Source organism: Nocardioides sediminis, from assembly GCF_003047295.1.
Lineage (GTDB): Bacteria > Actinomycetota > Actinomycetes > Propionibacteriales > Nocardioidaceae > Nocardioides > Nocardioides sediminis.
This window is the reverse complement of the sequence record NZ_PZYZ01000006.1, coordinates 296474-321446: the sequence shown is the minus strand read 5'-3', so window position 1 is coordinate 321446 and position 24973 is coordinate 296474. Positions and strand designations below refer to the sequence as shown.

Sequence of the window (24973 nt, the reverse complement as noted above, 5' to 3'; positions counted from 1 at the left end):
GCGTGTGCGATCGGCGCACCACTACACACCAGGTTGAAGAACTCCTCCTCGGTCTCAAACGAGATCCACTTCGGCATCCGCAACGCTCCTCAAAAATCAGCGTTGCTTCGACCGATCGACTACGCCCGGCCAGCAACCGGAGGAATCACCGCTGCAGCGGTGATTCCGACCGGGGCCCCTCAGTGCGGCTGCCAGGCGTCCTCGTCGGCGGTCAGCGAGGCCACCTCGGGCGGCAGCGTGCCGTCCGCGAGGTCCTGGATCGAGACCCGCTCGAAGACCCCGCGCAGCGAGCTGCGGGCGGCGATCCACACGTGCTGGAGCACCTGGGCCGACTCGCCGTAGGCCACCGCCTCCGGACGGAGGCCGTAGACCGAGACCAGCGGGCCGTCGACCGCGCGGATGACGTCGGCGACCGTGACCGTCTCCGGTCCGCGCGCGAAGCGCCAGCCGCCCGACTGGCCACGCTGGGACACCACGATGTCGGCCCGGCGCAGGTCGGCGAGGATGGCCTGGAGGAATCCGTGGGGGATGTCCTGGGCCTTGCCGAGCTGCTCGGCGCTGACCGCCGTGCCGTCGGCGCGGACGGCGATCTCGATCAGCGCCCGAAGGGCGTAGTCGGCCTTGGCGGAGACGCGCATGGCGCCAGTTTGTCAGACGAGTCAGCCAAGTCACTCCACTTGGCCCGCCGGGGTGGGCGCGACACCGGCGACCGGGGCACGGGGTCCCGGTCGCCGGCGGTGGAGGTGCGGACGTCGTACGCCGCTCAGGCGGTCGCGGGCTCCAGCGGACGGTCGTCGTCGGCCAGGACCCGGGCGAGGCGCTCCTGCTTGACCGCCCAGGCGATGCCGGTGACCCAGAGGGTGACGATGACGGCCGCGGCGAGCGCCACCACGATGCCGCTCGCCCCCAGGGTCTCGAGGAGGGTCTTGGAGTTGGTGAGGATGATCAGGCCGCCGGCCGCGGTGCCGAGCACGCGGGCGGGGAGGTGCCGGACCAGCCAGGCCGCGATCGGGGCTGCGACCACACCACCGGCGAGCAGCGCGCCGGCGTACCCCCAGTTGATCCCCGCGGACCCGAGACCGAAGAGGAAGCCGAGCGAGGCGCCGACGGCGACGACGAACTCGGAGGTGTCGATCGAGCCGACCACCTTGCGGGGCTCGAGCCGACCGCTCGAGAGCAGCGACGTGGTGCCGACCGGGCCCCAGCCGCCGCCACCGACGGCATCGAGCGTTCCCGCGACGAGGCCCATCGGTGCGAGGAAGGCCGCCGACGGGTGGCCCTTGAAGGTCGGGCGAGCGCCGCCGAGGCGGAGGAAGCGGTAGACGACGTAGAAGCCGAGGCTGAGCAGGATCACGGCGACGACCGGCTTGGCGACCGCGGCGTCCAGGTTGGACAGCAGGGTCGCGCCGAGGAAGGCGCCGACGAAGCCGGGGACCGCGAGGATCGACACGGTGCGCCAGTCGACGTTGCCGAACTTGTGGTGCGAGGCGCCCGAGACCAGCGAGGTGCCGATCTCGGAGAGGTGCACCGCGGCCGATGCCGCGGCCGGGGCGACACCGGCGGCGAGCAGCAGGGTGGACGACGTGACGCCGTAGGCCATGCCCAGCGATCCGTCGATGAGCTGTGCGATGAGCCCGACAAAGCCGAGCACGATGAGCTTGCGCATGGGGTGTGACCCTTCTCTTGCGTATGTCTATCTGGAGACTAGAGATACGTGAAGAACTCGGTCAACTCGACTCACCGCGTCGTCACACTTCGGCCGATCGTGTTGCGCGGCGGCGTTCGGCGAGGCATCATTTTGTTACTGGCGAGTAGCAGCACGGGCTGCTCGCCGCCGGGCCCGCTCCGCGGGGCCGGCCGCCACTGGACCGGATCCCCCGCGGGACCGGTGCCCCGAACGGAATAGGTGGAACGTGAGCCACTACAAGACCAACCTGCGCGACATCGAGTTCAACCTCTTCGAGGTGCTCGGGCGGGACGAGGTGCTCGGCACCGGGCCGTTCTCCGAGATCGACAGCGACAGCGCCCGCGAGATCCTGCGCGAGGTCGACCGCCTCTCCCGCGAGGACCTCGCCGCGTCGTACGAGGACAGCGACCGCAACCCGCCCGTCTTCGACCCCGCCACCCACACCGCCCCCGTGCCGGAGTCGTTCAAGAAGAGCTACCAGGCCTGGATGGACGCCGAGTTCTGGCGCCTCCAGGTCTTCGAGGAGATGGGCGGGACCCCCGCTCCCTCGTCCCTCGTCTGGGCCATCGGCGAGATGGTGCTCGGCGCCAACGCCCCGGTCTGGATGTACGCCGCCGGCCCGGCGTTCGCCAACGTCGTGCACCGCAACGGCAACGAGCGCGACCGCAAGGTCGCCCAGCACATGGTCGACCGCCAGTGGGGCTGCACCATGGTGCTCACCGAGCCGGACGCTGGCTCCGACGTCGGCGCCGGCCGCGCGAAGGCCACCCCCAACGAGGACGGCTCGTGGAACATCACGGGCGTCAAGCGCTTCATCACCAGCGCGACGCACGACATGAGCGAGAACATCATGCACCTCGTGCTCGCCCGTCCCGAGGGCGTCGAGGGCGCCGGCGGTCCCGGCACCAAGGGGCTCTCACTGTTCTGGATGCCCGAGCAGCACTTCGACCTCGAGACCGGCGAGCCGACCGGTGAGCGCAACGGCGTCTACGTCACCAACGTCGAGCACAAGATGGGCATCAAGGTGTCCAACACCTGCGAGGTCACCTTCGGCGACCCGCAGGTCGGCGGCGGCGAGCCCGCCAAGGGCTGGCTGCTCGGCGAGGTCCACAACGGCATCGCGCAGATGTTCGACGTCATCGAGAACGCCCGGATGATGGTGGGCACCAAGGCCATCGCGACCCTGTCGGCCGGCTACCTCGCCGCCCTCGACTACGCCAAGGAGCGCGTCCAGGGCGCCGACCTCACCCAGGCCGCCGACAAGACCGCGCCGCGCGTGACGATCACCCACCACCCCGACGTACGCCGCTCGCTGATGACGCAGAAGTCGTTCGCCGAGGCCATGCGCGCGCTCGTGCTCTACACCGCCACCTGGCAGGACCGGGTCATGGTCGCCGAGCACGCGGGCGAGAAGGACGAGCTGGCCGCCGCGGTCAACGACCTCCTGCTCCCCATCGTCAAGGGCTACGGCTCCGAGCGCTCGTGGGTGCTGCTGGGCACCGAGTCCCTGCAGACCTTCGGCGGGTCGGGCTTCCTCCAGGAGTACCCGGTCGAGCAGTACGTCCGCGACGCCAAGATCGACACCCTCTACGAGGGCACGACCGCGATCCAGGGCCAGGACTTCTTCTTCCGCAAGATCGTCAAGGACCAGGGCCGCGCCCTGGGCCACCTGGCCAAGGAGATCGAGTCCTTCGTCGCCTCCGAGGCCGGCAACGGTCGCCTCAAGGTCGAGCGCCAGCTGCTGGCGACCGCCCTCGAGGACGCCAACGCGATCGTCGGGCACATGATCAACGACCTGATGTCGGCCGACGCCTCCGCGGAGGGCGGGGACCTGCGCAACATCTACAAGGTGGGCCTCAACACCACCCGCCTGCTGATGGTGCTCGGCGACGTCGTGTGCGCGTGGCTGCTGCTGCGCCAGGCCGAGGTCGCGCTGGAGAAGCTCGCCGGCGACGCCGGCAAGGACACGGCGTTCTACGAGGGCAAGGTCGCGGCGGCGCAGTTCTTCGCCCAGACCAACCTGCCGCGCCTCACCGCCGAGCGCGCCATCGCCGAGCACGTCGACCTCTCCCTGATGGACCTCGACGAGGCGTCCTTCTGACCTGAGGTCACCGCAGAGCCGCAGAGCGGTGCGTCAGCCACGTTCCCGGGCCCGGGGACTGTGGGTGGCGCACCGCTCTCGTCGTGTCGGGGCCGTGACAGGTGTCATGGCCAGGTCGTGACAGGCGAGCCGGGGGCGGCGGCCCCGTCGCGGTCACGCTGGAGGCATGAGCACCCCAGTCCCCGTGCCCGCGATCCGGGCGACCGGCCTGACCAAGTCGTTCCGCGTCGGCGACGGCTCGACGGTGACCGCCGTCGACGCGGTCGACCTGACCGTCGCCCCCGGCGAGATCGTCGCCTTCCTCGGCCCCAACGGGGCCGGCAAGACCACCACCGTCGACCTGCTCCTCGGGCTGACCACCCCCACCGCCGGGACCGTCGAGGTGTACGGCGAGGCGCCGGGCCGCGCGGTCGCCGCCGGCCGGGTCAGCGCGGTGATGCAGACCGGCGGCCTGCTGCCGGACTTCACGGTGCTGGAGACCGTGCAGGCGATCGCCGCGCTGCACGGCCGCCGCGACCGGGTGGACGAGGTCGTCGAGCGGGCCGGGCTCGCCCCCCTCGCCCGGCGCCGGGTCGAGGCCTGCTCCGGGGGCGAGCAGCAGCGGCTCAAGTTCGCGCTGGCCCTCGTCCCCGACCCGGACCTGGTCGTCCTCGACGAGCCCACCACCGGCATGGACGTGGCGGCCCGCCAGGCCTTCTGGCAGACCATGCGCGACGACGCGGCGACCGGGCGGACCATCGTCTTCGCCACCCACTACCTCGTCGAGGCCGACGAGTTCGCGGCCCGGACCGTCCTGATGAAGGACGGTCGCATCGTCGCCGACGGCCCGACCGCGGACGTGCGGGCCGCCTTCGGCGGGCGCAGCATCTCCTTCCGCCCGCCCGCGCACGTCGTGCACCGCGACGGCGTCGACCCCGCCTGGCTGGCGCGCGTCGGGCAGGCCCTCGCGCCCCTGGGCGTCACGGACGTCGAGGTCTCCAGCGCCAGCCTCGAGGCCGCCTTCCTGGCCCTCACCTCCCCCACCGCCGACCTCGCAGGAGCCGACCGATGAGCACCACCCTCCCCACCACCGCGGTGACCGGCCGGGCACGGACCACCTCCCGCTCGCCGCTCGGCGCCCTCGCCGGCTTCGCCGTACTCGACCTGCGGCGCCGGCTGCGGAGCCGGGCCGAGATGTTCTTCGTCGTCGGCCTGCCCGCCTTCATGTACGTCGTCTTCGGGCTGGGCTCGGAGGACCCCGTCGGCAGCGGCAACGTCGCGATGTACGTCATGGTCTCCATGGCGGCGTACGGCGCGGTCTCGGCCACCACGAGCGTGGCCGGGAGCGCGGTCCTCGAGCGCACGTTGGGGTGGGGTCGGCAGCTCGCGCTGACCCCGATGGGGGCCGGGTCCTTCGTGGCCGTCAAGGCGGTCATCGCGATGACGGTCGCCGCGGTCCCGGTCGCGCTGATCTTCGCCATCGGCGCCGCCACGGGCTCCCGCGGCACCGCCTCGGACTGGCTGCTCGGGGGGCTGCTGGTGTGGCTGGGGTCGGCGCTCTTCGCGATCTACGGCGTGGCCGTGTGCTCGGTCTTCCGCAGTGAGAACGCCGCCGGCATCGCCTCCGGCCTGGTCGTCGTGATGGCGTTCCTGGGCAACGTGTTCACCCCCATGTCCGGACTGATGCTCGACATCGGCCGCTTCACCCCGCTCTACGGCTACGCCGCGCTGGCGCGCTACCCGCTGACGGACGGGTGGACGGCCAGCGGATCCCACGACCCGCTGTGGCTGCCGGTCGCTAACGTGCTCGCGTGGACGGTGATCTTCGCGGCCCTGGCGGTGTGGGGAGTACGCCGCGGGCAGGAGCGGGTGTGAGCGCTGCCCCGAGCCCACCCCCGGTCCCGGTCTCCCCCTGGGAACGCTGGAGCTGGGTGTTCGCCGGCATCTGGCTGGTGTTCCTGGCCTACCCGGTCATCGAGACCCTGCAGGCCGCCGGGTCGACCGCCACGACCGTGCTCGGGCTGGGCCTGATCGCCGGCTTCGGCATCGTCTACATGCTCGGCTTCGGCTGGCTGACGGACCGACCGTGGCTGGTCTTCGGGACCATGCTCGTCCTGGCGGCCGCCACCGTGCCGATCATCGGGATCGAGGCGATCGGCCTGACCCCCTACCTCGGGGTCTACTCCGCCCTGCAGCTGCCGGCGCCGTGGTGGCCGCGGACGACCGTCGCCGTCGCTCTCGTGCCGCTGCTGGCGATGGTGTCCGACGAGGGGTTCCCGCCGTTCTTCTTCCTCATGGTCTGGCCGATCATCATCGGCATGGTGCTGCTCCGCGTCTTCACCGAGGGCGAGCACCGCGCCGACCAGAGCCGGGCGATGCTGGCGCTGGTCGCCGAGCGCGAGCGGGTGGCCCGCGACGTCCACGACGTCCTCGGCCACTCGCTCACCGCACTGAGCATCAAGGCCGAGCTGGCCGGCCGGCTCATCGACGTCGACCCCGAGCGCGCCCGCGCCGAGCTCGCCTCGATCCAGGAGACGGCTCGGCAGGCGCTGGCCGAGGTCCGGGCGACCGTGGGCGGGCTGCGGGCGGGCAACCTGGACGTCGAGCTGGCAGCGGCCCCGCAGGTGCTGGCCGACGCGGGCATCGAGACCCGGGTCGTCGGCGACGTCGCCGACACCGACCCCCGCCACCGCACCCTCCTCGCGTGGGTGCTGCGCGAGGCGGTCACCAACGTGGTCCGGCACGCCGCCGCCCGCTCGGTGGTCATCGAGCTCGGCCAGCACGGCATCGCGGTCACCGACGACGGCAGCGGCCCGACCGGTCCCGAGGGCAACGGCCTGCGCGGCATGCGCGAACGGGTCGAGGACGCGGGCGGCACCCTGGCCGTCCGCGACGCCGCGCCGGGCACCCGGGTCGAGGTGGTGCTCGGATGATCCGCCTCCTGCTGGCCGACGACCAGGCCCTGGTCCGCGGTGCGCTCGCCGCCCTCCTCGACCTCGAGACGGACCTCGAGGTCGTGGCCCAGGTGGGTCGCGGCGACGAGGTCCTCGACGCCGCACGGCAGTCGGGTGCGGAGGTCTGCCTCCTCGACATCGAGATGCCGGGGCTCACCGGGCTGGAGGTGGCCGAACGGCTGCGCGCCGAGCTGCCGGCGGTGCGCTCCCTGATCGTGACCACGTTCGGGCGGCCCGGCTACGTCCGCCGGGCGCTGGACGCCGGAGCCGCCGGGTTCGTCGTCAAGGACACCCCTGCCCGCGAGCTCGCCGACGCCGTACGACGCGTGCACGCCGGCCTGCGCGTCGTCGACCCGACCCTGGCCGCGGAGTCGCTGATGGCCGGTCCGTCACCCCTCACCGCCCGGGAGGCCGAGATCCTGCGACTGGCCCTGGACGGTTCACCCGTCGCGACCATCGCCCGGGCCGCGCACCTCTCGCAGGGGACGGTGCGCAACCACCTGTCCGCGGCCATCGGCAAGACCGGGGCTGCCACCCGGGCGGAGGCGGCCCGGATCGCGCACGCCCGCGGGTGGCTGTGAGGCCTCAGTCCTCGGTGACGAGGTCGGCGAGCGGCACTCCGGTGTCGCCGAACCGCGCGGGCACCGGCTTGCCCACCAGCGCCCGGATGGTGTCGGTGGCGTCCCAGTCGTTGGCCTGCATGCCCGCGACGACGGAGCCGCCCTGGGCCCAGAGCACGGTCAGGCCGGAGACCAGGTCCTTGCCCCTGACGACCACCTCGTCGGGTCCGTCGGGGCCGACGCTGCCGACGTACTCCATGCCCATGTCGTACTGGTCGGTGAAGAAGTAGGGCAGTCGCGTGTAGGGCTCGTCCTCGCCGAGCATCGCCCGCGCCGCGGCCCGGCCCTGGTGCTGGGCGGTGTCCCAGTGCTCGACGCGGATGCGCCGGCCCAGGACCGGGTGGTCGTGGTTGGCGACGTCACCGACGGCGAAGACGTAGGGGTCGCTGGTGCGCAGGGTCGAGTCGACCAGGATGCCGTTGTCCACGGCCAGGCCCGCCTCGCGGCCGAGCCGGTCGTCGGGGACCGCTCCGATGCCCACGACCACCAGGTCGGGCGTGACCTCGTGGCCGTCGGAGAGGCGCACGGTGCCTCCCGCGGCGGACTCGACGCTCGTCCCGAGCCGCAGGTCGACGCCGTGCTCGCGGTGCAGGTCGGCGAAGCGGGCGCCGAGCTCGGGGCCGAGGGCGGCCAGGAGAGGCTGCTCGGCGGGGTCGACGACGGTGACGTCCGCGCCGGCCAGGCGGGCGGCCGCGGCCACCTCGAGCCCGATCCAGCCGGCGCCGACGACCAGGACGGTGCCCGAGAGCGAGCGCTTGAGGGCGACCGAGTCGTCGACGGTGCGCAGGTAGGTCACCGGCACGTCGGCGTCGTCGAGGTCGGGGAGGTGCCGCGGGGTCGCCCCGGTGGCGAGCAGCAGCCGGTCGTAGGGCACCGACTCGGCGCCTGCGTGCACCTGCCGGCGGTCCAGGTCGATGCTCGTCGCCTCGGTGCCGGTGCGCAGGTCGACGTCGTTGGCGTCGTACCAGTCCTGCTCCATCACGTGGGCCGACTCGGGGGTGGCGTCACCGAGCAGGATGCCCTTGGAGAGCGGCGGTCGTTCGTAGGGAACGTGCGGCTCCGCTGCCAGCACCACGATGCCGTCCTCGTGGCCCCGGTCCCGGAGCTCCCGCGCGGCGTTGGCGGCGGCGATGCCCCCGCCGATGATGACGATGTCCATGGCAGCCCCCGGGGTGTGTGGGTGGAGGTTCGCACGCTACTGGTGCGCGCGACCCCCACGCCACACCCGGCCGGGGTCTCGCGGGTCAGACTTCGCGGCGCTCCTCGACGTGCGTGGTGCGCGAGCGCTGCTGGTTCATCACGAGCGCGAGGACCAGCGCGAGCACGCCGGCGACCACCAGGATCCAGCCCAGGGTCTCGCTGGCGACGAACTCGTCGATCGCGCTCAGGTCGACGGCCCCCGTCAGCAGGATGAGGCCCAGGACGAGCAGGACGATGCCGAGACCAATACCCATGATCAGCTCCTTCGTACGACGACGCCGGTGCGCCGTCCTTCCCGTCGAGCGTAGGGGTCGCGCGTCCGGAATCCGTGCACCGGCGGGGCGGTGGCCCCCTTCACGGGTAGTGCGACCTGAGTCACCCCGTGACTCAGGTCGGCTCCCGGCCAGCGGTTGACCGCGCGCTGCGAGCTGAGTCACCCGGTGACTCAGGTCGTAGCGCTCGCCGATGGCCCCCAGACCGCCGAAATCCGGGCCCGGCGACTCAGCGACCGGCGACTCGACGGGCCGGCTCAGGTCGCGGCACCGCCCAGCGGCAGGGCGAGGACAGCGCCGCCGTCGGCCGTGACCCGCACCGGGACGCCCCAGTCCTGCTGGTGCATGTGGCACGCGGCGCCGTCGCCGCCGCCCTCGTCGCAGGACGCCGCGCGCGCGGCGACGTGCAGCACGCCGTCGCCGACGGCGGGGTCGAGGACGAGCTCGCGCCGCAGGTCGGTGCCGCGGCCCTCCCCCTCGCGGAGCAGCGCCGGCGGAGTCGCCGTCACGAGGAGCTGGGAGGGCGGCCCGAAGCGGTCGTCGACCTTCTGCCCGGGCGGCGGGGTGAAGGCGATCTCGAGCGTCACCCGCGCCCCGACGTCGGTGACCGGCCGCTGGGTGGTGTGGCTGAAGTCCGCGGCCGCGACCGTCGCGTCGAGCGGCACCCGGGTCAGCCGGTGGGCGGCCGACTCGACGACGACGAGGCCGTCGCCGTCGACGCCGTGCTTGTCGAGGTACAGCCCGCTCGGCTCGGCCAGGTCGACGGCCAGGGTGGTGAGCTCGCCGTCGGCGAAGCGGCGTACGGCGCCGTTGTAGGTGTCGGCCACCGCGACCGACCCGTCTGGCAGCACGGCGACGCCGAGGGGGTGCTGGAGCAGCGCCTGGTCGGCCGGACCGTCGCGGAACCCGAAGTCGAAGAGCCCGGTGCCGACGGCGGTGTGCACGGTGCCGGCCGCGTCGACCCAGCGCAGCGACGAGGTCTCGGAGTCGGCCAGCCAGAGCCGGTCGCCGTCGGCCGCCAGGCCGCTGGTCTGCGCGAACCACGCGTCCGCAGCCGGCCCGTCCAGCAGGCCCTCGTTGAGGGTGCCGGCGGCCACCTCGACCTCGCCCGTGAGCGGGTCGAAGGTCCACAGCTGGTGGATGCCGGCCATCGCCACCCACACGCGGTCCTGCCACCACGCGACGTCCCACGGGCTGCTGAGCCGGTCCGTGCCGTCGCCCTGCATCCACTGCGTGCCGTCGCCGGCCAGCGTCCGGACGTCACCGGTCGCCAGGTCGAGCCCGGCGAGCCGGTGGCCGACGGTGTCGGCGACCACGACGTCGTACCCCACCTGCGCGCCGACCTCCGGGGGCAGCAGGCACAGGCCGTTGGGCTCGCGGAAGCCGCCGAACCGGCGCGCGACCGCGCCGTCGGCGTCGAGCAGCACGACCTCGTCGTGCCCGGCGTCCGCGACGAGCACGCCGCCCGGGTGCGAGGAGACGGGCAGCGGCACAGCCTTCGCCGGGAAGCGGAGGTCGCTGGGCTCCACGACCGGGGGGACGTACGGCGAGTCGCCGGGCTGGAGGGTGCCGCGCGAGCGGTGCTCGGGGACCAGGTCGGCCAGCAGCGAGCCGATGGCGTGGGCGTGGCCCTCGCCGGCGTACTGCGCGACGACGTAGCCCTCGGGGTCGATGAGCACCAGGGTCGGCCACGCGCGCGCCGTGTAGGCGGACCAGGTCGTCAGCTCGGGGTCGTCCAGCACGGGGTGGTGCACGCCGTAGCGCTCCACGGCGGCGACCAGCGCGTCGGGGTCGGCCTCGTGGACGAACTTGGGCGAGTGGACGCCGACGACCACCAGCTCCTCGGCGTACTGCTCCTCCACCGGGCGCAGCTCGTCGAGGACGTGCAGGCAGTTGATGCAGCAGAACGTCCAGAAGTCGAGCAGGACGAAGCGACCTCGCAGGTCGCGGACGGACAGCGGGGCGGCGGTGTTGAGCCAGCCGCGGCCGGTGAGCTCAGGGGCACGGACACGCACGCGCTCCATTGTCCCCGATGCCACTAGGGTGCCGCCCATGACCACACCTCCCGCGGACGGCAGCGGCGACTCCGCGCTGACCGGCTACGTCGACCTGTGGTGGCAGGCCGTCGACGACTTCACCACCCTGCTCGAGAAGGTGCCGGCCGAGCAGTGGTCGACCCCGACCGACCTGCCGGGCTGGGACGTCCACGCGGTCGCGGCGCACACCGCCCACCTCGAGTCCCTCCTCGCCGGCGGCGAGCACGTCGACGTCGAGGTCGGCGACGCCCCGCACGCCCGCGGGATGATGGGGCAGTTCACCGAGCAGGGCGTCGTCGCCCGGCGTGACGCCACCCCCGACGAGCTCATCAACGAGATCCGGGCCGCGGCCACGGCCCGGCACACGGCACTGCTGGCGGACCCGCCGACCGACCCCGACGCCCCGGCGCCCGGGGTCTTCGGCGCCATCGGCTGGTCGACGCTGACGCTGCTGCGCAACCGTCCCCTCGACCTGTGGATGCACGAGCAGGACGTACGCCGCGCGGTCGGCCTCCCCGGCGGCATGGGTGCCGACGCCGCGGCCCACACGACCGACTACCTCAGCGAGAGCCTGGGCTACGTGCTGGCCAAGCGGGTCGGTGCCGAGCCCGGAACCACCGTGGTCCTCGAGGTCGAGGGACACCCGCCGGTCGCCGCGACGATCACCCCCGAGGGCCGCGGCCGGCTGCTCGACGAGGTCCCCGAGCAGCCGACGGCCGGCCTGCGCACCGACCGCGAGTCCTTCGTGCTCCTCGCCGGCGGGCGCCGCGAGCCCGAGCCGGGACGGGTCGAGGTCTTCGGCGACGCCGACCTCGCTCGCCGGGTGCTGGCGGGCCTGGCCGTCACGCCGTGAGCGATCCCTCCGGTCCGGCCGGTGCAGCCGGCGCCGCCCGCCCCGGGCGCGGCCAAGCGTGGAGCCTGGCCGACATGCCCGACCTCACCGGGCGCACCGCGCTCGTCACCGGCCCGACGGTCGGCGGGCTCGGCCACCACACCGCCCTCGAGCTCGCGCGCGCCGGCGCGCGGGTGGTGCTCGCCGGTCGTACCCCCGACCGGCTGGCGCAGACCGACGCGGCGATCACCGGGGAGGTCCCGCGCGCCCGCCTCGAGCGGCTGGTGGTCGACCTCTCCGACCTCGGCTCCGTGCGCCGCGCCGGGGACGAGGCGACCCGCTTCGGGCCGATCGACGTGCTGGTCAACAACGCCGGCGTCATGGCGGTGCCGCTGCGGCGGACCGCGGACGGGCTGGAGCTGCACATGGCGACCAACCACTTCGGGCCGTTCCTGCTGACCGGGCTGCTGCTCCCCCAGGTCACCGCCGCCGGCGGCCGGGTCGTCACGGTGTCCTCCACCATGCACAAGACCGCCCGGCAGGCGCCGCTCGGGGATCCACGCAGCCAGGAGGGTCCCTACCGGAAGTGGCGGGTCTACGCCGAGACCAAGCTGGCCAACCTGCTCTTCACCTTCGAGCTCGACCGGCGCTGCCGGGCCGCCGGGCTGCCCGTCAGGGCGCTCGCCGCCCACCCCGGCTTCGCGGGCAGCCACCTGGTCGCCAACGGCCGCTTCGGCCGGGCCGCAGGTGGACCCGCCTCCATCCTCGATGCCGCCGTGCGGGCGGTCTCCCAGTCCGTGGCGGCGGGCGCGCTGCCCATCCTGATGGCCGCGACCGCGGACCTGCCCGGGTCGACGTACGTCGGTCCGAGCGGTCCCGGCGAGATGTCCGGCCCGCCGCGCGTCGTCGCCCCGCGCCGGCTCGCGCTGGACCGGGACGCTCAGCGGCGGCTGTGGGAGATCAGCCAGGACGTCACCGGCATCACCTACCCCTGAGAGATCCTCGGCATCCCACGACGCCGGCGTGCGGCGAGGGCAGGTCCCGAGGACCAGGTCGAGCGCGGTCCATCCGAACCCGCACAAGAGGACCTTTGGACCTGACGTCCGCGAGCTCCGGGGCAGACAGTGGTGGCTGGAACGTCGGAACGCACCGGGCCTGAACCCTGACGTCGACACCGTTCCGGCGTGCGAGGTGACAGACATGGCATCCACAGCTCGCGCCGACCACCGAGGCGAGGACCGCAGACCGCTGCTGGGTTTCAGGACCCGCCCGGGGAGGCTCGCGCTGTGGGTCTTCCGGCTGCCACTTCCGCTGTACCGCGCGGGCTGGGGGCACCTGTTCCTGGGCCGCACCTTCCTCGTCGTCACCCACGTGGGTCGCCGGACCGGCCGACCCCACGACACGGCCGCGATGGTCCTCGCCGAGGACAGGACCACGGGCGAGGCGGTGATCTGCTCGGTCTGGGGCCCCCGCACGGACTGGATCCGCAACCTGCAGGCTCGTCCGGCCCTGCGAGTCCAGATCGGCCGGGACTCGTTCGTGCCCCAGCACCGGTTCCTCTCCCAGGAGGAGGCCTTCTCCGTGGGCCGGGAGTTCCGGCGCCGGCACCCATTCCGCGTGCGGCTGGTCCGGCGGGCGCTCGGGGTCGACCTGCGTTCCGACACGGCGATGGAGGAGTTCCTGAGAAACCGTCCATGCGTGGCTCTCCGTCCCGGTCCGGCGAGCGGCGGGACGGTGCCGACCGAGAGAAGGTGAACGACCGTGCGCACCCTGCACCTGAGCCGACCCGTCGCCCGGGTCCACACCGGGACGAGCGCGACGCCCCGTAGCAGTCCATGGGAGCCGTGGGCGTGGCTGGTCGGCGGCCTCGTGGTGTTCTTCCTGGTCCCCTTCGTCGGGACCGACCTGCTCGGGCTGCAGCCCGACCTGTACTACCTCTGCTACTTCACCATCGCCCTGGGCTGGTTCGCAGCGTTCGTCCTGGCCCACCGCACCGAGCTGCGGGACCTGTGGCGGCTCAACCTGGCCTGGAGCCTGGCCGTGGGGACGCTCGCGGGGGTCGCCGTGGCGGCCATCGTGTTCGGCTCCGCCGGCACCGACCACCCGGACGGCTGGCGGTGGTGGTTCGAGATCGGCTGGCGTGGGGTGGTGTACGGCACCGTCGACGCCCTCACGCTGTTCGTGTTCCCCGCCGCGGTGGCCTGGCTGCTGCTGCGTGGCGACCGACGGGGCGCCGCGCGCAAGACGGCGTACGCCGCGTTGGTGCTGCTGCTGTCGCTGCTGATGTCGACCAGCTACCACCTCGGCTACGCGGAGTACCGCGACGCCGACCTGCGCTCGCCGCTCATCGGCACCGTGCTGGCGGACTCCTCCGCCGTGCTGACGGGGAATCCCGTGGGCGCACTCGTCACGCACACGACGGCGCACGCGTCCGCGGTCGTGCACCAGAGTGAAGGCGGCCCCACCCACATGTTGCCGCCCCACGTCACCGCCGACTACCCCGAACGAGGGGACGCCGACGTGGCGGCAGGGCTCGCGGGGCTGTGGGTGCTCGGCATCCTCGGCGTCGTCCTCGTGGGGGCGCGCCGTCGACGCTCGAGCACGACGCGATCGGGAGGGAGGTGAGACACATGAGCACCCCGAACATCACACTGCCCGACTACGAGGCGGCAGAACGGGTGATGGCCCACGAGGAGGCGAACACCGGCCTGGCCGTCCACGGCATCGTCACCGTTCTCGTCAGTGCCGGCCTGATCGTCCTCAACGTCATCGTGGCACCGGAGTTCCCGTGGTCGGCGTTCGCCGTGGGCGGCATGCTGATCGGCCTGGTCGCGCACTGGTGGTTCGGCCACGTCAAGCTCGACGAGCAGATCACGAAGCGTCACCAGGAGACCGAGGCCCGCGCGGCCCGCATGCGGTGACGCACGTCGGTCCGGGTCAGCCAGGACGTCACGGGCATCCCTGATTCCCCTGTCCGGCGGCATCGCCGGGCCCTAGGGTCGGCGGCGTGAAGACCCTCGGCGCCGCCATCGCCCTCCCCGCCCTGCTCGCGACCCTGCTGACGGGGCCCCCTGCCGGGGCCGCAGCCGCGGCCGCCGTCGAGCCGAATCCCTGGCTCGAGCAGCGCGTGCTGAACATGGCCCACTCCGGCGGGGAGCTCGAGGCGCCGACCAACACGATGTACGCCTTCAAGCGTGCCGTGCAGCGCGGCGCCGACATGATCGAGCTCGACGTCCAGTCCACGCGCGACAAGAAGCTCGTCGTGCTGCACGACGCCACCGTCGACGAGACGACCGACGGCAGCGGCAAGGTCGAGTCGATGCCGCTGCGCCGCGTACGCCGCCTCGACGCGGCGTACTGGTTCGTCCCGCGGCGCGGCACCACCCACGACGCGGCGGAGCGCCGCTACCGCTTCCGCGGCGTGCGCACCGGTGACCGCCCCGCGCCCGACGGTTACAAGCGGTCCGACTTCGCGGTCCCCACGCTGGCGCAGGTGTTCCGGCGCTTCCCCGAGGTGCCGATCAACATCGAGATCAAGGGGACCAAGGACTCCGACACCGCCTCCTACCTGCGCACCGGACGCCTGCTGGCCGAGCTCGTCAACGAGTCGGGCCGCAGCGACGTGATCGTGACGTCCTTCAACGACGCGGCCGTGGCCGACTTCCACGCGCGCTCCCCCCAGACGGCGCTCGCACCGGGCATGCAGGGGCTGATGACCTACTTCCTCGGCGGCGCCCGGCCGATCGAGGGGACGGTCGCCCTCCAGGTGCCGGTGACCTACTCCGGCATCCCCGTGGTCACCCGCGAGTTCGTCGCCCGGGCCCACGCCGACGGCTACGCCGTGCACGTCTGGTTCAGCGGCACGGCGCCGGACGACGGTGCGACCTACAACGCCATGATCGACGCCTGCGTCGACGGGCTGATGCCCGCGCGGCCCACGCTGCTCGAGCGGATCCTGGACCGTCGCGGCATCGAGCGGCCGGGGGTGCCGGGGGTCGACCCCTGCGCCTGAGCAGGTCGCCGACGGGGGGTCAGTCCGGGGTCGACGGCTGCCGGTCGCGGACGCGCACCATCCCGCCCAGTGTCGCGCCGTACGCCGAGCCGTCCGGCGCGAGGGTCGGTGCGGCGCCGTCGGGGTTCATCAGCACCCCGGTGCCGGTGCGCACGCTGAAGACCGCGCGACCGGTGCGGGCGTCGACGCCGGTGAGGTACCACGCGCTGACGCCCCACCACGTGGGCCGCTTGGTCCACGCGTAGACCAGGCCGCTGGCCACCGACACCGAGGCGCCGGACGGGGCGACGACGTCGCTGGTCCACCGCACCCGGCACTCGTCGCGCGACCGGTCGGCGGGCACGTCGACCCGGGCCAGCCCGGCGGAGGTGCCGCGGCCGAGCAGCGTGCGTGTCGGGCCGGCGTAGCCGTGGGTGTTGGCGACCACCACGCCGCCGCCGACGCTCGCCAGCGCGGCGCCGGAGGCGCTGGCGTCCTCCTCGAAGACGGCGGCCCGGCAGATCTCGGCGCCGGTGGACCGCTCCACCAGCACCACGTGCATCCGGGGCTCGGCGTTGTCGGTGAGGGCGAGGACCCCGCCGTCGAGCAGCGTCGGGGACGTGCCGCTGCCGCGGGTCGGCTGGCCGCTCTTGCGCTCGGTGCCGCGGTCGTACTCGGTGCGCCAGCCGACCACCGGGGCTCCCGAGCCGTCGGCGACCAGGCGGTAGAGCGCGTGGGTGGTGACGACGTAGGTGCCGCCGGTCTCGTCGGTGCTGAACGGCGCGGTGACCTCCTCGCCGAGGTCGAGCACCCGCACCTCGCCGGAGTCGGGGGCCAGGGTGCCGACGAGTCCCCCGCGGCTGACCCACCAGGTGCGGCCGACCCAGTCGGGGAGCAGCGCGACGACGCAGTCGCCGTCCGGGACGTGGGGGCCGAGGTCCCAGGCACGGTCGGTGGTGAGGTCGGGCTCGTCGTCGGCGTCGGCAGTGGAGACGGCCAGCACGCGGCGGTCCGAGGTCGCCACCACCGCCCGGTCGGTGGCGTCGAGGTAGGCGTGCGCGCCGCACGACTCGTCGTCGCCCTCGTCCGGGGCGGGCAGCCACTTGGTCGCCAGCGGCCGCATCGAGTCCGGGTCGACGACGTGCAGAGCACGGCCCTCGCGGTCGTCGCAGAGCCCCACGAGCCGGTCGGCGCTGTCGAGGGTGAGGGTCGAGCAGTGCTCCAGGCCCCACCAAGCGGTGTCGACCTCGGGCTGCAGCCCGGTGGGACCCGCCCAGGTCGTGGTGCCGGTGCCCCACGCGTCGCCGCGCGCCGTGCCGGCGCCGTTCCGGGCCAGGTGCGGGTTCTGGGGGACGGCGCCGGCCGGCACGGGCGGCACCTGCGCCGGCCGACCGACGTACGACGGCGCGACCAGCAGTCCCGGCGCCGGCGGGACGGGCAGCCAGCCGTCGGGCACCAGCACGACGACCCCGACCAGCAGGGCGACGACGCCCGCGGCGATGCCGGCACCCCGCCACGTCACCCAGACCCGGTCGAGCACCCACCAGCGGATCCGCGGGACGCACAGCGCGAGGAGCGCCACGACGGGCACCCACGGCCCGAGGGCCAGCCACGCCAGCACCAGGGCGAGCAGCAGCCAGGTGACCACCCCGACCCGCCCTGCCAGCATGGCGGCAAGGCTAAGGCCGTGGGTCAGCCGATCCAGGCACCCGCGCGCATGACGCGCGACACCTCGAGGTCCTCGTCCAGCACGACCAGGTCGGCACGACGGCCGGCCTCGAGCGCGCCCACGTCGTGCAGGCCGAGCACCCGCGCGGGGGCCGTGCTCGCGGCGTGCACGACGTCCACCAGCGGAAGGCCCGCCTCCCGGACCGCGAACCGCACGGCGGCGTCCATGGTGAGCGTCGACCCGGCGATCGCGCCGAGTCCCGGCCCGGTGTCGGCCAGGCGGGCGACGCCCCCGCGCACCTCGATCGCCATCGGTCCGAGCCGGTAGTCCCCGTCCTCGGCACCGGCCGCGGCCATCGCGTCCGTCACGAGCACGCAGCGGCCGGGCTTGGCGGCGAAGGCCGTGCGCAGCACGGCCGGGTGGAGGTGGACGCCGTCGGCGATCAGCTCGACGTCCGCGGCAGCCGACTCGAGCAGGGCGCCGACCGGACCCGGCTCGCGGTGGTGGAGGGGGCGCATCGCGTTGAAGAGGTGGGTCCCCACCGTGGCGCCGGCGTCGAGGGCCGCACGCGCCACGTCGTACGTCGCGTCGGTGTGGCCGATGGCGGCGACCACCCCCGAGGCGGCGAGCTGGCGGACCGCGTCGACCCCGCCGGGCAGCTCGGGCGCGAGCGTGACCATGCGGACCGCACCGCGCCGTCCTGAGCCTGTCGAAGGGTCGCCGGCCGCCAGCAGCGACTCGACCGCCGCCGGGCGGGGCTCGACGAGCGAGCCCGGCTGGTGGGCGCCCGACCGGTCCGGGCTGAGCCACGGCCCCTCCAGGTGCACGCCGGCCAGCAGGCCGTCGCGCACCAGCAGGGACAGCTCGCGGACCGCGCACACCATCCGCTCGTGCGTGTCGGTGACCAGGCTGGCGACCATCGACGTGCTGCCGTGCGCGAGGTGGGCGGCGGCGACGACCGCGCCGGCGTCCGCCGTACCTGCGTCGAACGACGCGCCCCCGCCGCCGTGGACGTGCATGTCGACGAAGCCTGGGACGAGCGTGGCGTCGCCGAGGTCGAGGGCGTCCCGGGCCCCGCACGGTGGCTGGCCCTCGCCCACCGCGACGACCCGGTCGCCCTCGAGGTGGACCCACCCCGGCGCGAGGACCCGCGCCGGGGTGACGACCCGTGCTGCCGAGAGGATGGTGCCCATGCCAGGTGCCGTCACGCGCTGGTGTCGGCCTCGACGAGCGACTCCGCGTCGTCCTCCTCGCGGCCCGGCGTGCGCAGGTTCCACCGGCGGATCACGAGGCGGAAGAGCACGTAGTAGACCGCGGCGTAGGCCAGGCCGATGGGGATCAGCCAGCCCGGGTTGGTGGCGATGTTCCAGTTGAGTACGTAGTCGAAGAGTCCCGCCGAGAAGCCGAACCCGTCCTTGATCCCGAGCGCGTTGACGAGGGCGAGCGACGTGCCGGTCAGGACCGCGTGGACGACGTACAGCGGGAAGGCGACGAACATGAACGCGAACTCGAGCGGCTCGGTCACGCCGGTGAGGAACGCGGTCAGGGCGGCCGAGAGCATGATGCCGCCGACGGCCTTCTTGTGCTGCGGCTTGGCCTCGTGCCAGATCGCGAACGCCGCGGCCGGGAGGGCGAACATCATGATCGGGAAGAAGCCGGTCATGAAGGCGCCGGCCGTCGGGTCTCCGGCCAGGAAGCGCGGGATGTCGCCGGTGACGGTCTCGCCGCCCGCCGAAGTGTACTCGCCGAAGATGAACCACGGCGGGTTGTTGAGGATGTGGTGCAGGCCGAGCGGGATCAGCAGCCGGTTGAGGGTGCCATAGACGAACCCGCCGAGGACGGTGTTCTCGGTGACCCACTCGCCGAGGCCGGTGATGCCGGCGTCGAAGACGGTGTAGACCAGGCTCATCGCCACGGAGATCACGATGGCGGCGAGCGCCGCGAGGATCGGCACGAACCGGCGGCCGCCGAAGAAGGCGAGGTACGGCGGCAGCGAGATGCGGTGGTAGCGCTGCCAGAGCCAGCCGGAGACGAGGCCCATGACGATGCCGCCCAGGACGCCGTAGTTGATGAGCTCCTGCTCCTCCCCCTCGGCCGCCGCGCCGAGGACGATCGGCGACATCGCGTCGCCGACGCCCTCGAAGACCAGGTAGCCGACGACGGCGGCCAGGGCCGTGGAGCCGTCGGACTTGCGGGCGATGCCGATGGCGATGCCGACGGCGAAGAGCAGCGGCAGGTGGGCGAAGATCGCGTCGCCGGCCGCGCCGATGACGGACGCGACCCGGTCCCAGCCGAGCCCGTCGGCACCGAGCAGGTCGGGCTGGCCGAGCCGGAGCAGCAGCGCCGCCGCGGGCAGCGCCGCGATGGGCAGCATCAGGCTGCGGCCGAACTTCTGCAGCGGTGCGAGGTTGAACCTGCGTCCGGTGGTCCCGCCCACGGCGGGGTCTTGAGTGGTCACGAGGTCTTCTTCCTTCCTGAGGGGCTGTTCCTGCTGGTGGACCCGGTCGTGCCGGGTCCGGCGAGCGTCATGTGGAGCTGGTAGCGGTCGCCGCGGTAGCGCGAGACGACGTACTCCAGCGGCCGGCCGGCGGCGCTGGAGACGCGACGGAAGACCAGCAGCGGCGTGTGGACCGGGGCCTCGAGGCGCCGCGCGGTCGCGCCCTCGGCGCTCTCCCCCCACAGCGTCTGCTCGGCGGCGTCGATGACGAGGTCGTAGCGCGTCGCGAAGAGCGTGTAGAGCGAGCCGCTGAGGTCCTGGGTGTCCAGGTCCGGGAGCGGCGAGCACGGGTACCACCCCTGCTCGATCGCCATCGGCTGGTCGTCGGCGAGCCGGACCCGGTCGATGCGCCACGCCGTGCCGCGGCTGCCCAGCCTCAGCGCCTTGGCCACCTCGGTCGGCGGCCGCTCCTCGTCGACGCGCATGAGCCGCGTGGACGGGGCGAGCCCGCGGCTGCGCATGTCCTGGGAGAACGACGCGAGGTGCAGGTGGCTCTCCACGCGGGGACGGGCGACGAACGTGCCCTTGCCCTGGATCCGGTGCAGCAGGCCCTCGGCGATGAGGCTCTCGATCGCCCTGCGGACGGTGGCCCGCGAGACGCCGTACGTCGCCATCAGGTCGCGCTCGGACGGGATGGCGGCGTCGGGTCCGAGCTCGGTCACGGCGAGGTCGGCCAGCACGTCGCTGAGCTGGACGTGCTTGGGCCGGGGGCCGTCACTGATGCTGCGGGCCATCGCCACCTCTCCGTCCGGGGCCTCGACGCGGGCCGGGGATATTGGTACGGTCTGGTCCGTACCAGTTGGGAGCATGGGCCTCGGCCCCCGGACTTGTCAAGGACCCCGATGACGACACCAGCCCCGTCCCAGGTGGCCACCCGGATGGCACGGGAGGTCGCCGAGCAGCCGGCTGCCGCGCGCCGGACGCTCGACCACCTGCTGCCCCAGCGCGAGCGGCTGCGGTCCCTCGGCGCCGGCCGGCGACGGGTGCTGATGGTCGCGCGGGGCTCGAGCGACAACGCCGCGATCTACGGCCGCTACCTGCTCGAGGTCGCCGCCGGCGTGCCGGCCGGCCTGGCCGCGCCGAGCGTCGCGACCCACTACGGCGCCCACCTCGACCTCTCGGACACGCTCGTGGTGTCGGTGTCGCAGTCCGGGGCCACGGCCGAGATCGTCGAGACCCAGCAGTGGGCGCGCCGGTGCGGGGCGGCGACGGTGGCCGTGACCAACGTGGCCGGGTCCGCGCTGGCCGCCGAGGCCGACGTCGCCCTGGTGACGCAGGCCGGGCCCGAGCTGGCCGTCCCGGCGACCAAGACCTACCTGACCCAGGTGCTCGCGCTGGCCGTCCTGGCCGACGCCCTGGGTGCCGACCTCGGGGACGCGCTGGCGCGGGTGCCCGACGCGGTCGCGTCCCTGCTGGACTCCGACGTCACGGACGCGGCCCGCGCCCTGGCCTCGGCCGACGAGGTCGTCGTCTCGGGACGCGGCCTGCTGCTCGGCACCGCCCTGGAGACCGCGCTCAAGCTCGAGGAGACGTGCCTGCGGCCGGTGCGCGGCTACTCCTACGCCGACCTGCGCCACGGCCCGATCTCGGTGGTCACCGGCGGCGTGCTGGCCGTCCTCGTCGCGGCCGCCGACGGCCCGCTCGCCCAGCCCATGGAGGAGCTGGCCGACGACCTCCGCGCCCGCGGCGCGCGGATCCTCGGGATCGGCGGCACGACGGCCTTCGCCGGCCGGTGCGACGTGCACCTGGCGGGACCGGACCTGCCGGAGGTGGTCGCGCCGATCGCCTCGATCGTCCCGGCGCAGCTGACGATCGAGCGCCTCGCCCGCGACCTCGGGCTGGACCCCGACAACCCCCGGGGGCTGGCCAAGGTCACCCGCACCGACGCACCCTGAGCCCCCACACCCACCCACTCACACGAGGAGCACGCAGATGAGCAGCAAGGCAGAGCAGATCCTGGCCGGCCTCGGCGGCGCCGACAACGTCGTCGAGATCGAGGCCTGCATCACCCGCCTGCGCACCGAGGTCAAGGACGGCTCGCTGGTCGACCAGGCCGTCCTCAAGGCCGCCGGCGCGCACGGCGTGATGGCCAACGGCACCGTCGTCCAGGTCGTCGTCGGCCCCGAGGCCGACAACCTCGCCGACGACATCGAGGACCTGATGTGACCACTCCCCCCGTGCAGGTCCTCTCCCCCTGCCCCGGCCGGGTCGTCGCCATGGCCGACGTGCCGGACCCCGTCTTCGCGGAGGAGATGGTGGGACCCGGCGTGGCCATCGAGCCCGACCCCGGCCCGACGGTCGTGCTCTCCCCGATCACCGGCACCGTGCTCAAGGTGCACCCGCACGCGTTCGTCGTGCTCGGCGACGGGGTGGGCGTGCTCGTCCACCTCGGGATCAACACGGTCCGCCTCGACGGCGAGGGGTTCGAGGTGCTCACCAGCCAGGGCACCGCCGTGGCCGCGGGGGACCCGATGATCCGGTGGGACCCCGCGACGATCCCGGCGTCGGTCGACGGTCAGGACGTCTCGACGATGGTGCCCGTCGTCGTCATGGACGCGCCCCGCGGCTCGGTGACCAGCGACGCGGTCGGCGGGCCCGTCGCGGCCGGCGACCTGCTCTTCACCACCGCGTGAGGCCCACCGCATGAGGCCCACGGCGCTCCTGCTCGACCTCGACGGGACCCTCGTCGACTCCGAGCCGCTGCACCGGCGCGGCTACCGGTCGTTCCTCGACGCGCGCGGCTGGGGCGTGCCGGACCTGTCGGTCTTCACCGGGCGCCGGGCCGAGGACGTCTTCGCCAACGAGCCCGGCCCGTGGCAGGGCCACGACCCGGACGCCCTGCTGGCCGAGGTGCTGCCCCACGTGCCCGACGAGGCCGCGACCGCCGTCCCCGGGGCACGTGACCTCCTGCTGACGGCCCGCGCCGCCGGCGTGCGCCTGGCGGTCGTCACCTCGGCCGGGCCGGCCTGGGTCGAGCGCTCGCTCGTGGAGTCCCTCGGCCTGTCCCTGGACGCCGTGGACGAGGTCGTGACCGCCCTCGACGTGGTCGACGGCAAGCCGGACCCGGCCGGCTACGCCCTGGCCGCGGACCGCCTCGGGGTGGACGCCGCGCTGGCGATCGCCGTGGAGGACTCCCCCGCCGGCGTCCTCGCGGCCTTGGGCGCAGGCGTACGGCGCGTGCACGGGATCGGCACGACGCACCCGGACGGCCTGCTCGTGCAGGCCGGGGCTGCGGAGGTGCACGCCGACCTGCTGCCCCTCGTCGAGCTGGTGGGCCGGCTCGCGCCGTAGCGTCGTCCGGTCGCGCACCCCCCTTCCGGGGGCCGGCGCCACCGCCGAGGATGGCGACTGTCTGAAGAAAGTCCTGTGTCGATGTCGAAGACTCCACCGGTCGTTCGACGTACGGGCGAGAAGCAACCACACGGCAACCGGATGGAGTGATGACAATGCCGCGTTTCATGGGATTCGTCAGGATGGAAGAGAACATCGGCATGCCCCCGCAGGCGCTGATGGACGCGATGGACGTCTACATCGGCGAGCAGGCCGCCAAGGGGGTGTTCCTCGACGGTGGCGGGCTCTACGGCACCGAGGACGCGGTCAACTTCGTCGTCCGCCAGGGCGAGGTCACCCGCGTCGACGGGCCCTACGCCGAGGGCAAGGAGGTCGTCGGCGGCTGGGCGATCCTGCAGTACGACACGCTCGAGCAGGCCGTGGCCGAGCAGGAGGAGTTCGCCCGGCTGCACGCCAAGCACTGGCCCGACGTCACCGTGATCTCGACGCTGCGCCAGATCTCCGACGGTCCGGAGGAGACCGGCGCCTGAGCGGGAATCACTACGCTGGCCGCGTGCCGGCAGGGACCAGTGCGGACGACCCGACCGAGGCCGTCCACTCCGCGTGGCGGGCCGACTCGGCCCGCCTCGTCGGTGCCCTCACCCGGATGACCCGGGACGTGGAGCTCGCCGCGGACCTCGCGCAGGACGCGCTCGTGGCCGCGCTCGAGCAGTGGCCGGTGACCGGCGTCCCGGACAACCCCACCGCCTGGTTGATGACCACGGCGAGGCGCCGCGGCGTCGACCACTTCCGGCGCGCCGACAACCTGCGCCGCAAGGTCGCCGAGCTCGAGGGCGCACGCAGAGGAGAGGAGGCGCAGGTGCCCGACCTCGACGACCAGGTCGACCACATCGAGGACGACGTCCTGCGCCTCGTCTTCCTGTCCTGCCACCCCGTCCTCACGCCCGAGTCCCGGGCCGCGCTGACCCTGCGCCTGGTCGGCGGACTGACGACGGCCGAGATCGCCCGCGGCTTCCTGACCAGCGAGTCGACGATGGGCCAGCGCATCTCCCGCGCCAAGAAGACGCTGTCCACGGCACACGCCGAGCTCGAGCTGCCGACCGGTGAGGAGCGGACCAGGCGTCTCGACGACGTGATGGCGGTGATCTACCTGATCTTCAACGAGGGCTACACCGTCACCGCCGGCGAGGACTGGATGCGTCCCGACCTGACGGCCGAGGCCACGCGGCTGGCTCGCATGCTCGCCGACCTCGCGCCCGACGAGCCCGAGGTGCTGGGCCTCCAGGCGTTGCTCGAGCTCCAGGGCTCCCGGACGCCCGCCCGCCTCGACGCCGACGGCCTGCCGGTGCTGCTGGAGTCGCAGGACCGGACGCTCTGGGACCGGCTGATGGTCCGCCGCGGACTGGCCGCCCTGCAGCGCGCCTCCGGGCTCGCGGCGCAGGGGCGACCCGTCGGCAGGTACTTCCTCCAGGCCTCGATCGCCGCCGAGCACGCCCGCGCCCCGCGACCCGAGGACACCGACTGGCGGCGGATCGCTGCCCTGTACGACGTCCTGGCCGGTGCCGCCCCCGGACCGGTCGTCGAGGTCAACCGCGCCGTGGCGCACGGGCGGGCGTTCGGGCCGTCCGCGGGGCTCGCCGTCCTGGAGGCCGTGGACCCGGGGACGCTGGGCGACTCACACCTGGTGCCGAGCGTCCGCGGGGACCTCCTCGAGCTGGCGGGTCGGCACGCCGAGGCCGCCGCTGCGTTCACGGACGCCGCCGCACGCACGCGGAACGAGGGAGAGCGAGCCGTCCTGCGCCGTCGGGCGGAGGAGAACCTCGCACGTGCCTCCGGCCCCTGAC

Annotated in this window: 26 protein-coding genes; 17 read left to right on the top strand and 9 right to left on the bottom strand. The window is 73.6% G+C overall.

The window, feature by feature from the left end:
* Positions 1-179: 179 nt before the first annotated feature.
* Together DAI17_RS15635 and DAI17_RS15630 are read right to left on the bottom strand one after the other, a co-directional pair.
* Positions 180-638, bottom strand: a complete 459-nt coding sequence (locus DAI17_RS15635; RefSeq protein ID WP_107774121.1) for an RrF2 family transcriptional regulator — start codon at positions 636-638, stop codon at positions 180-182.
* Between the two features lie 125 nt (positions 639-763).
* Positions 764-1666, bottom strand: a complete 903-nt coding sequence (locus tag DAI17_RS15630; RefSeq protein WP_107774120.1) for a sulfite exporter TauE/SafE family protein — start codon at positions 1664-1666, stop codon at positions 764-766.
* A 247-nt stretch (positions 1667-1913) separates the two neighbouring features.
* Between DAI17_RS15630 and DAI17_RS15625 the strand changes: the two genes are divergently transcribed.
* From DAI17_RS15625 to DAI17_RS15605, 5 genes are all read left to right on the top strand, one after another.
* The gene (locus DAI17_RS15625; RefSeq protein ID WP_107774119.1) at positions 1914-3788 is read left to right on the top strand and encodes an acyl-CoA dehydrogenase; all 1875 of its coding nucleotides are present in this window, start codon (positions 1914-1916) and stop codon (positions 3786-3788) included.
* A gap of 166 nt (positions 3789-3954) precedes the next feature.
* The gene (locus DAI17_RS15620; protein WP_107774118.1) at positions 3955-4839 is read left to right on the top strand and encodes an ABC transporter ATP-binding protein; all 885 of its coding nucleotides are present in this window, start codon (positions 3955-3957) and stop codon (positions 4837-4839) included.
* Positions 4836-5642, top strand: a complete 807-nt coding sequence (locus DAI17_RS15615; protein ID WP_234412526.1) for an ABC transporter permease — start codon at positions 4836-4838, stop codon at positions 5640-5642. The genes DAI17_RS15620 and DAI17_RS15615 overlap by 4 nt, the downstream gene beginning before the upstream one ends.
* A complete protein-coding gene (locus DAI17_RS15610) occupies positions 5639-6700 on the top strand; it encodes a sensor histidine kinase (RefSeq protein WP_107774117.1) in 1062 nt (353 codons plus the stop codon). The genes DAI17_RS15615 and DAI17_RS15610 overlap by 4 nt, the downstream gene beginning before the upstream one ends.
* Entirely contained in the window at positions 6697-7302 is a 606-nt protein-coding gene (locus tag DAI17_RS15605; RefSeq protein WP_107774116.1) for a response regulator transcription factor, read from the top strand. Before DAI17_RS15610 ends, DAI17_RS15605 begins: the two co-directional genes overlap by 4 nt.
* Before the next feature lie 4 nt (positions 7303-7306).
* Here the strand turns inward: DAI17_RS15605 and DAI17_RS15600 are convergent, their stop codons facing one another.
* The 3 genes from DAI17_RS15600 to DAI17_RS15590 form a co-directional block, all read right to left on the bottom strand.
* Positions 7307-8500 (bottom strand): NAD(P)/FAD-dependent oxidoreductase, encoded by a 1194-nt coding sequence (locus DAI17_RS15600; RefSeq protein ID WP_107774115.1) that lies wholly within the window; start codon positions 8498-8500, stop codon positions 7307-7309.
* An 85-nt stretch (positions 8501-8585) separates the two neighbouring features.
* Positions 8586-8795 (bottom strand): DUF6458 family protein, encoded by a 210-nt coding sequence (locus tag DAI17_RS15595; RefSeq protein ID WP_107774114.1) that lies wholly within the window; start codon positions 8793-8795, stop codon positions 8586-8588.
* Between the two features lie 275 nt (positions 8796-9070).
* Complete coding sequence (locus tag DAI17_RS15590; protein ID WP_199905153.1) at positions 9071-10828, bottom strand: NHL domain-containing thioredoxin family protein; 1758 nt, start codon at positions 10826-10828, stop codon at positions 9071-9073.
* A gap of 37 nt (positions 10829-10865) precedes the next feature.
* Between DAI17_RS15590 and DAI17_RS15585 the strand changes: the two genes are divergently transcribed.
* From DAI17_RS15585 to DAI17_RS15560, 6 genes are all read left to right on the top strand, one after another.
* Positions 10866-11702, top strand: a complete 837-nt coding sequence (locus DAI17_RS15585) for a maleylpyruvate isomerase family mycothiol-dependent enzyme (protein ID WP_107774112.1) — start codon at positions 10866-10868, stop codon at positions 11700-11702.
* Between the two features lie 74 nt (positions 11703-11776).
* Positions 11777-12676: an SDR family NAD(P)-dependent oxidoreductase gene (locus DAI17_RS15580; protein ID WP_107774111.1), complete on the top strand. Its 900-nt coding sequence runs from the start codon at positions 11777-11779 to the stop codon at positions 12674-12676.
* Between the two features lie 205 nt (positions 12677-12881).
* A complete protein-coding gene (locus DAI17_RS15575; protein ID WP_107774110.1) occupies positions 12882-13436 on the top strand; it encodes a nitroreductase family deazaflavin-dependent oxidoreductase in 555 nt (184 codons plus the stop codon).
* Positions 13437-13442: 6 nt separating this feature from the next.
* Complete coding sequence (locus DAI17_RS15570) at positions 13443-14306, top strand: hypothetical protein (RefSeq protein WP_107774109.1); 864 nt, start codon at positions 13443-13445, stop codon at positions 14304-14306.
* 5 nt (positions 14307-14311) lie between these two features.
* On the top strand, positions 14312-14602 hold the full coding sequence (locus DAI17_RS15565) for a 2TM domain-containing protein (RefSeq protein WP_107774108.1): 291 nt from the start codon (positions 14312-14314) through the stop codon (positions 14600-14602).
* Positions 14603-14688: 86 nt separating this feature from the next.
* Positions 14689-15693 carry a glycerophosphodiester phosphodiesterase gene (locus tag DAI17_RS15560; RefSeq protein ID WP_199905152.1) on the top strand — a complete coding sequence of 335 codons (1005 nt, stop codon included), beginning with the start codon at positions 14689-14691 and terminating at the stop codon, positions 15691-15693.
* A 19-nt stretch (positions 15694-15712) separates the two neighbouring features.
* Here DAI17_RS15560 and DAI17_RS15555 read toward each other — a convergent pair whose 3' ends face one another.
* Genes DAI17_RS15555 through DAI17_RS15540 form a run of 4 tightly spaced genes read right to left on the bottom strand, consistent with a single transcriptional unit; the run spans position 15713 to position 20572 of the window.
* Positions 15713-17341, bottom strand: a complete 1629-nt coding sequence (locus DAI17_RS15555) for a hypothetical protein (protein ID WP_107774107.1) — start codon at positions 17339-17341, stop codon at positions 15713-15715.
* Between the two features lie 23 nt (positions 17342-17364).
* On the bottom strand, positions 17365-18534 hold the full coding sequence (nagA, locus tag DAI17_RS15550; protein ID WP_107774106.1) for an N-acetylglucosamine-6-phosphate deacetylase: 1170 nt from the start codon (positions 18532-18534) through the stop codon (positions 17365-17367).
* Positions 18535-18545: 11 nt separating this feature from the next.
* On the bottom strand, positions 18546-19799 hold the full coding sequence (locus DAI17_RS15545; RefSeq protein WP_325049876.1) for a PTS transporter subunit EIIC: 1254 nt from the start codon (positions 19797-19799) through the stop codon (positions 18546-18548).
* Positions 19796-20572 carry a GntR family transcriptional regulator gene (locus tag DAI17_RS15540; protein WP_107774149.1) on the bottom strand — a complete coding sequence of 259 codons (777 nt, stop codon included), beginning with the start codon at positions 20570-20572 and terminating at the stop codon, positions 19796-19798. Before DAI17_RS15540 ends, DAI17_RS15545 begins: the two co-directional genes overlap by 4 nt.
* A 108-nt stretch (positions 20573-20680) precedes the next feature.
* Between DAI17_RS15540 and DAI17_RS15535 the strand changes: the two genes are divergently transcribed.
* The 6 genes from DAI17_RS15535 to DAI17_RS15510 all read left to right on the top strand — a co-directional run bounded on the left by DAI17_RS15535 (position 20681) and on the right by DAI17_RS15510 (position 24972).
* On the top strand, positions 20681-21733 hold the full coding sequence (locus DAI17_RS15535) for an SIS domain-containing protein (protein WP_234412525.1): 1053 nt from the start codon (positions 20681-20683) through the stop codon (positions 21731-21733).
* A gap of 37 nt (positions 21734-21770) precedes the next feature.
* Positions 21771-22004: a glucose PTS transporter subunit EIIB gene (locus tag DAI17_RS15530; RefSeq protein ID WP_107774105.1), complete on the top strand. Its 234-nt coding sequence runs from the start codon at positions 21771-21773 to the stop codon at positions 22002-22004.
* On the top strand, positions 22001-22471 hold the full coding sequence (locus tag DAI17_RS15525) for a PTS sugar transporter subunit IIA (RefSeq protein WP_234412524.1): 471 nt from the start codon (positions 22001-22003) through the stop codon (positions 22469-22471). The genes DAI17_RS15530 and DAI17_RS15525 overlap by 4 nt, the downstream gene beginning before the upstream one ends.
* Before the next feature lie 10 nt (positions 22472-22481).
* Complete coding sequence (locus DAI17_RS15520) at positions 22482-23129, top strand: HAD family hydrolase (RefSeq protein ID WP_107774104.1); 648 nt, start codon at positions 22482-22484, stop codon at positions 23127-23129.
* Between the two features lie 182 nt (positions 23130-23311).
* Positions 23312-23659 (top strand): YciI family protein, encoded by a 348-nt coding sequence (locus DAI17_RS15515; RefSeq protein ID WP_234412523.1) that lies wholly within the window; start codon positions 23312-23314, stop codon positions 23657-23659.
* 23 nt (positions 23660-23682) lie between these two features.
* Positions 23683-24972 (top strand): RNA polymerase sigma factor, encoded by a 1290-nt coding sequence (locus tag DAI17_RS15510; RefSeq protein ID WP_107774102.1) that lies wholly within the window; start codon positions 23683-23685, stop codon positions 24970-24972.
* The last annotated feature ends 1 nt before the right edge of the window (position 24973 follow it).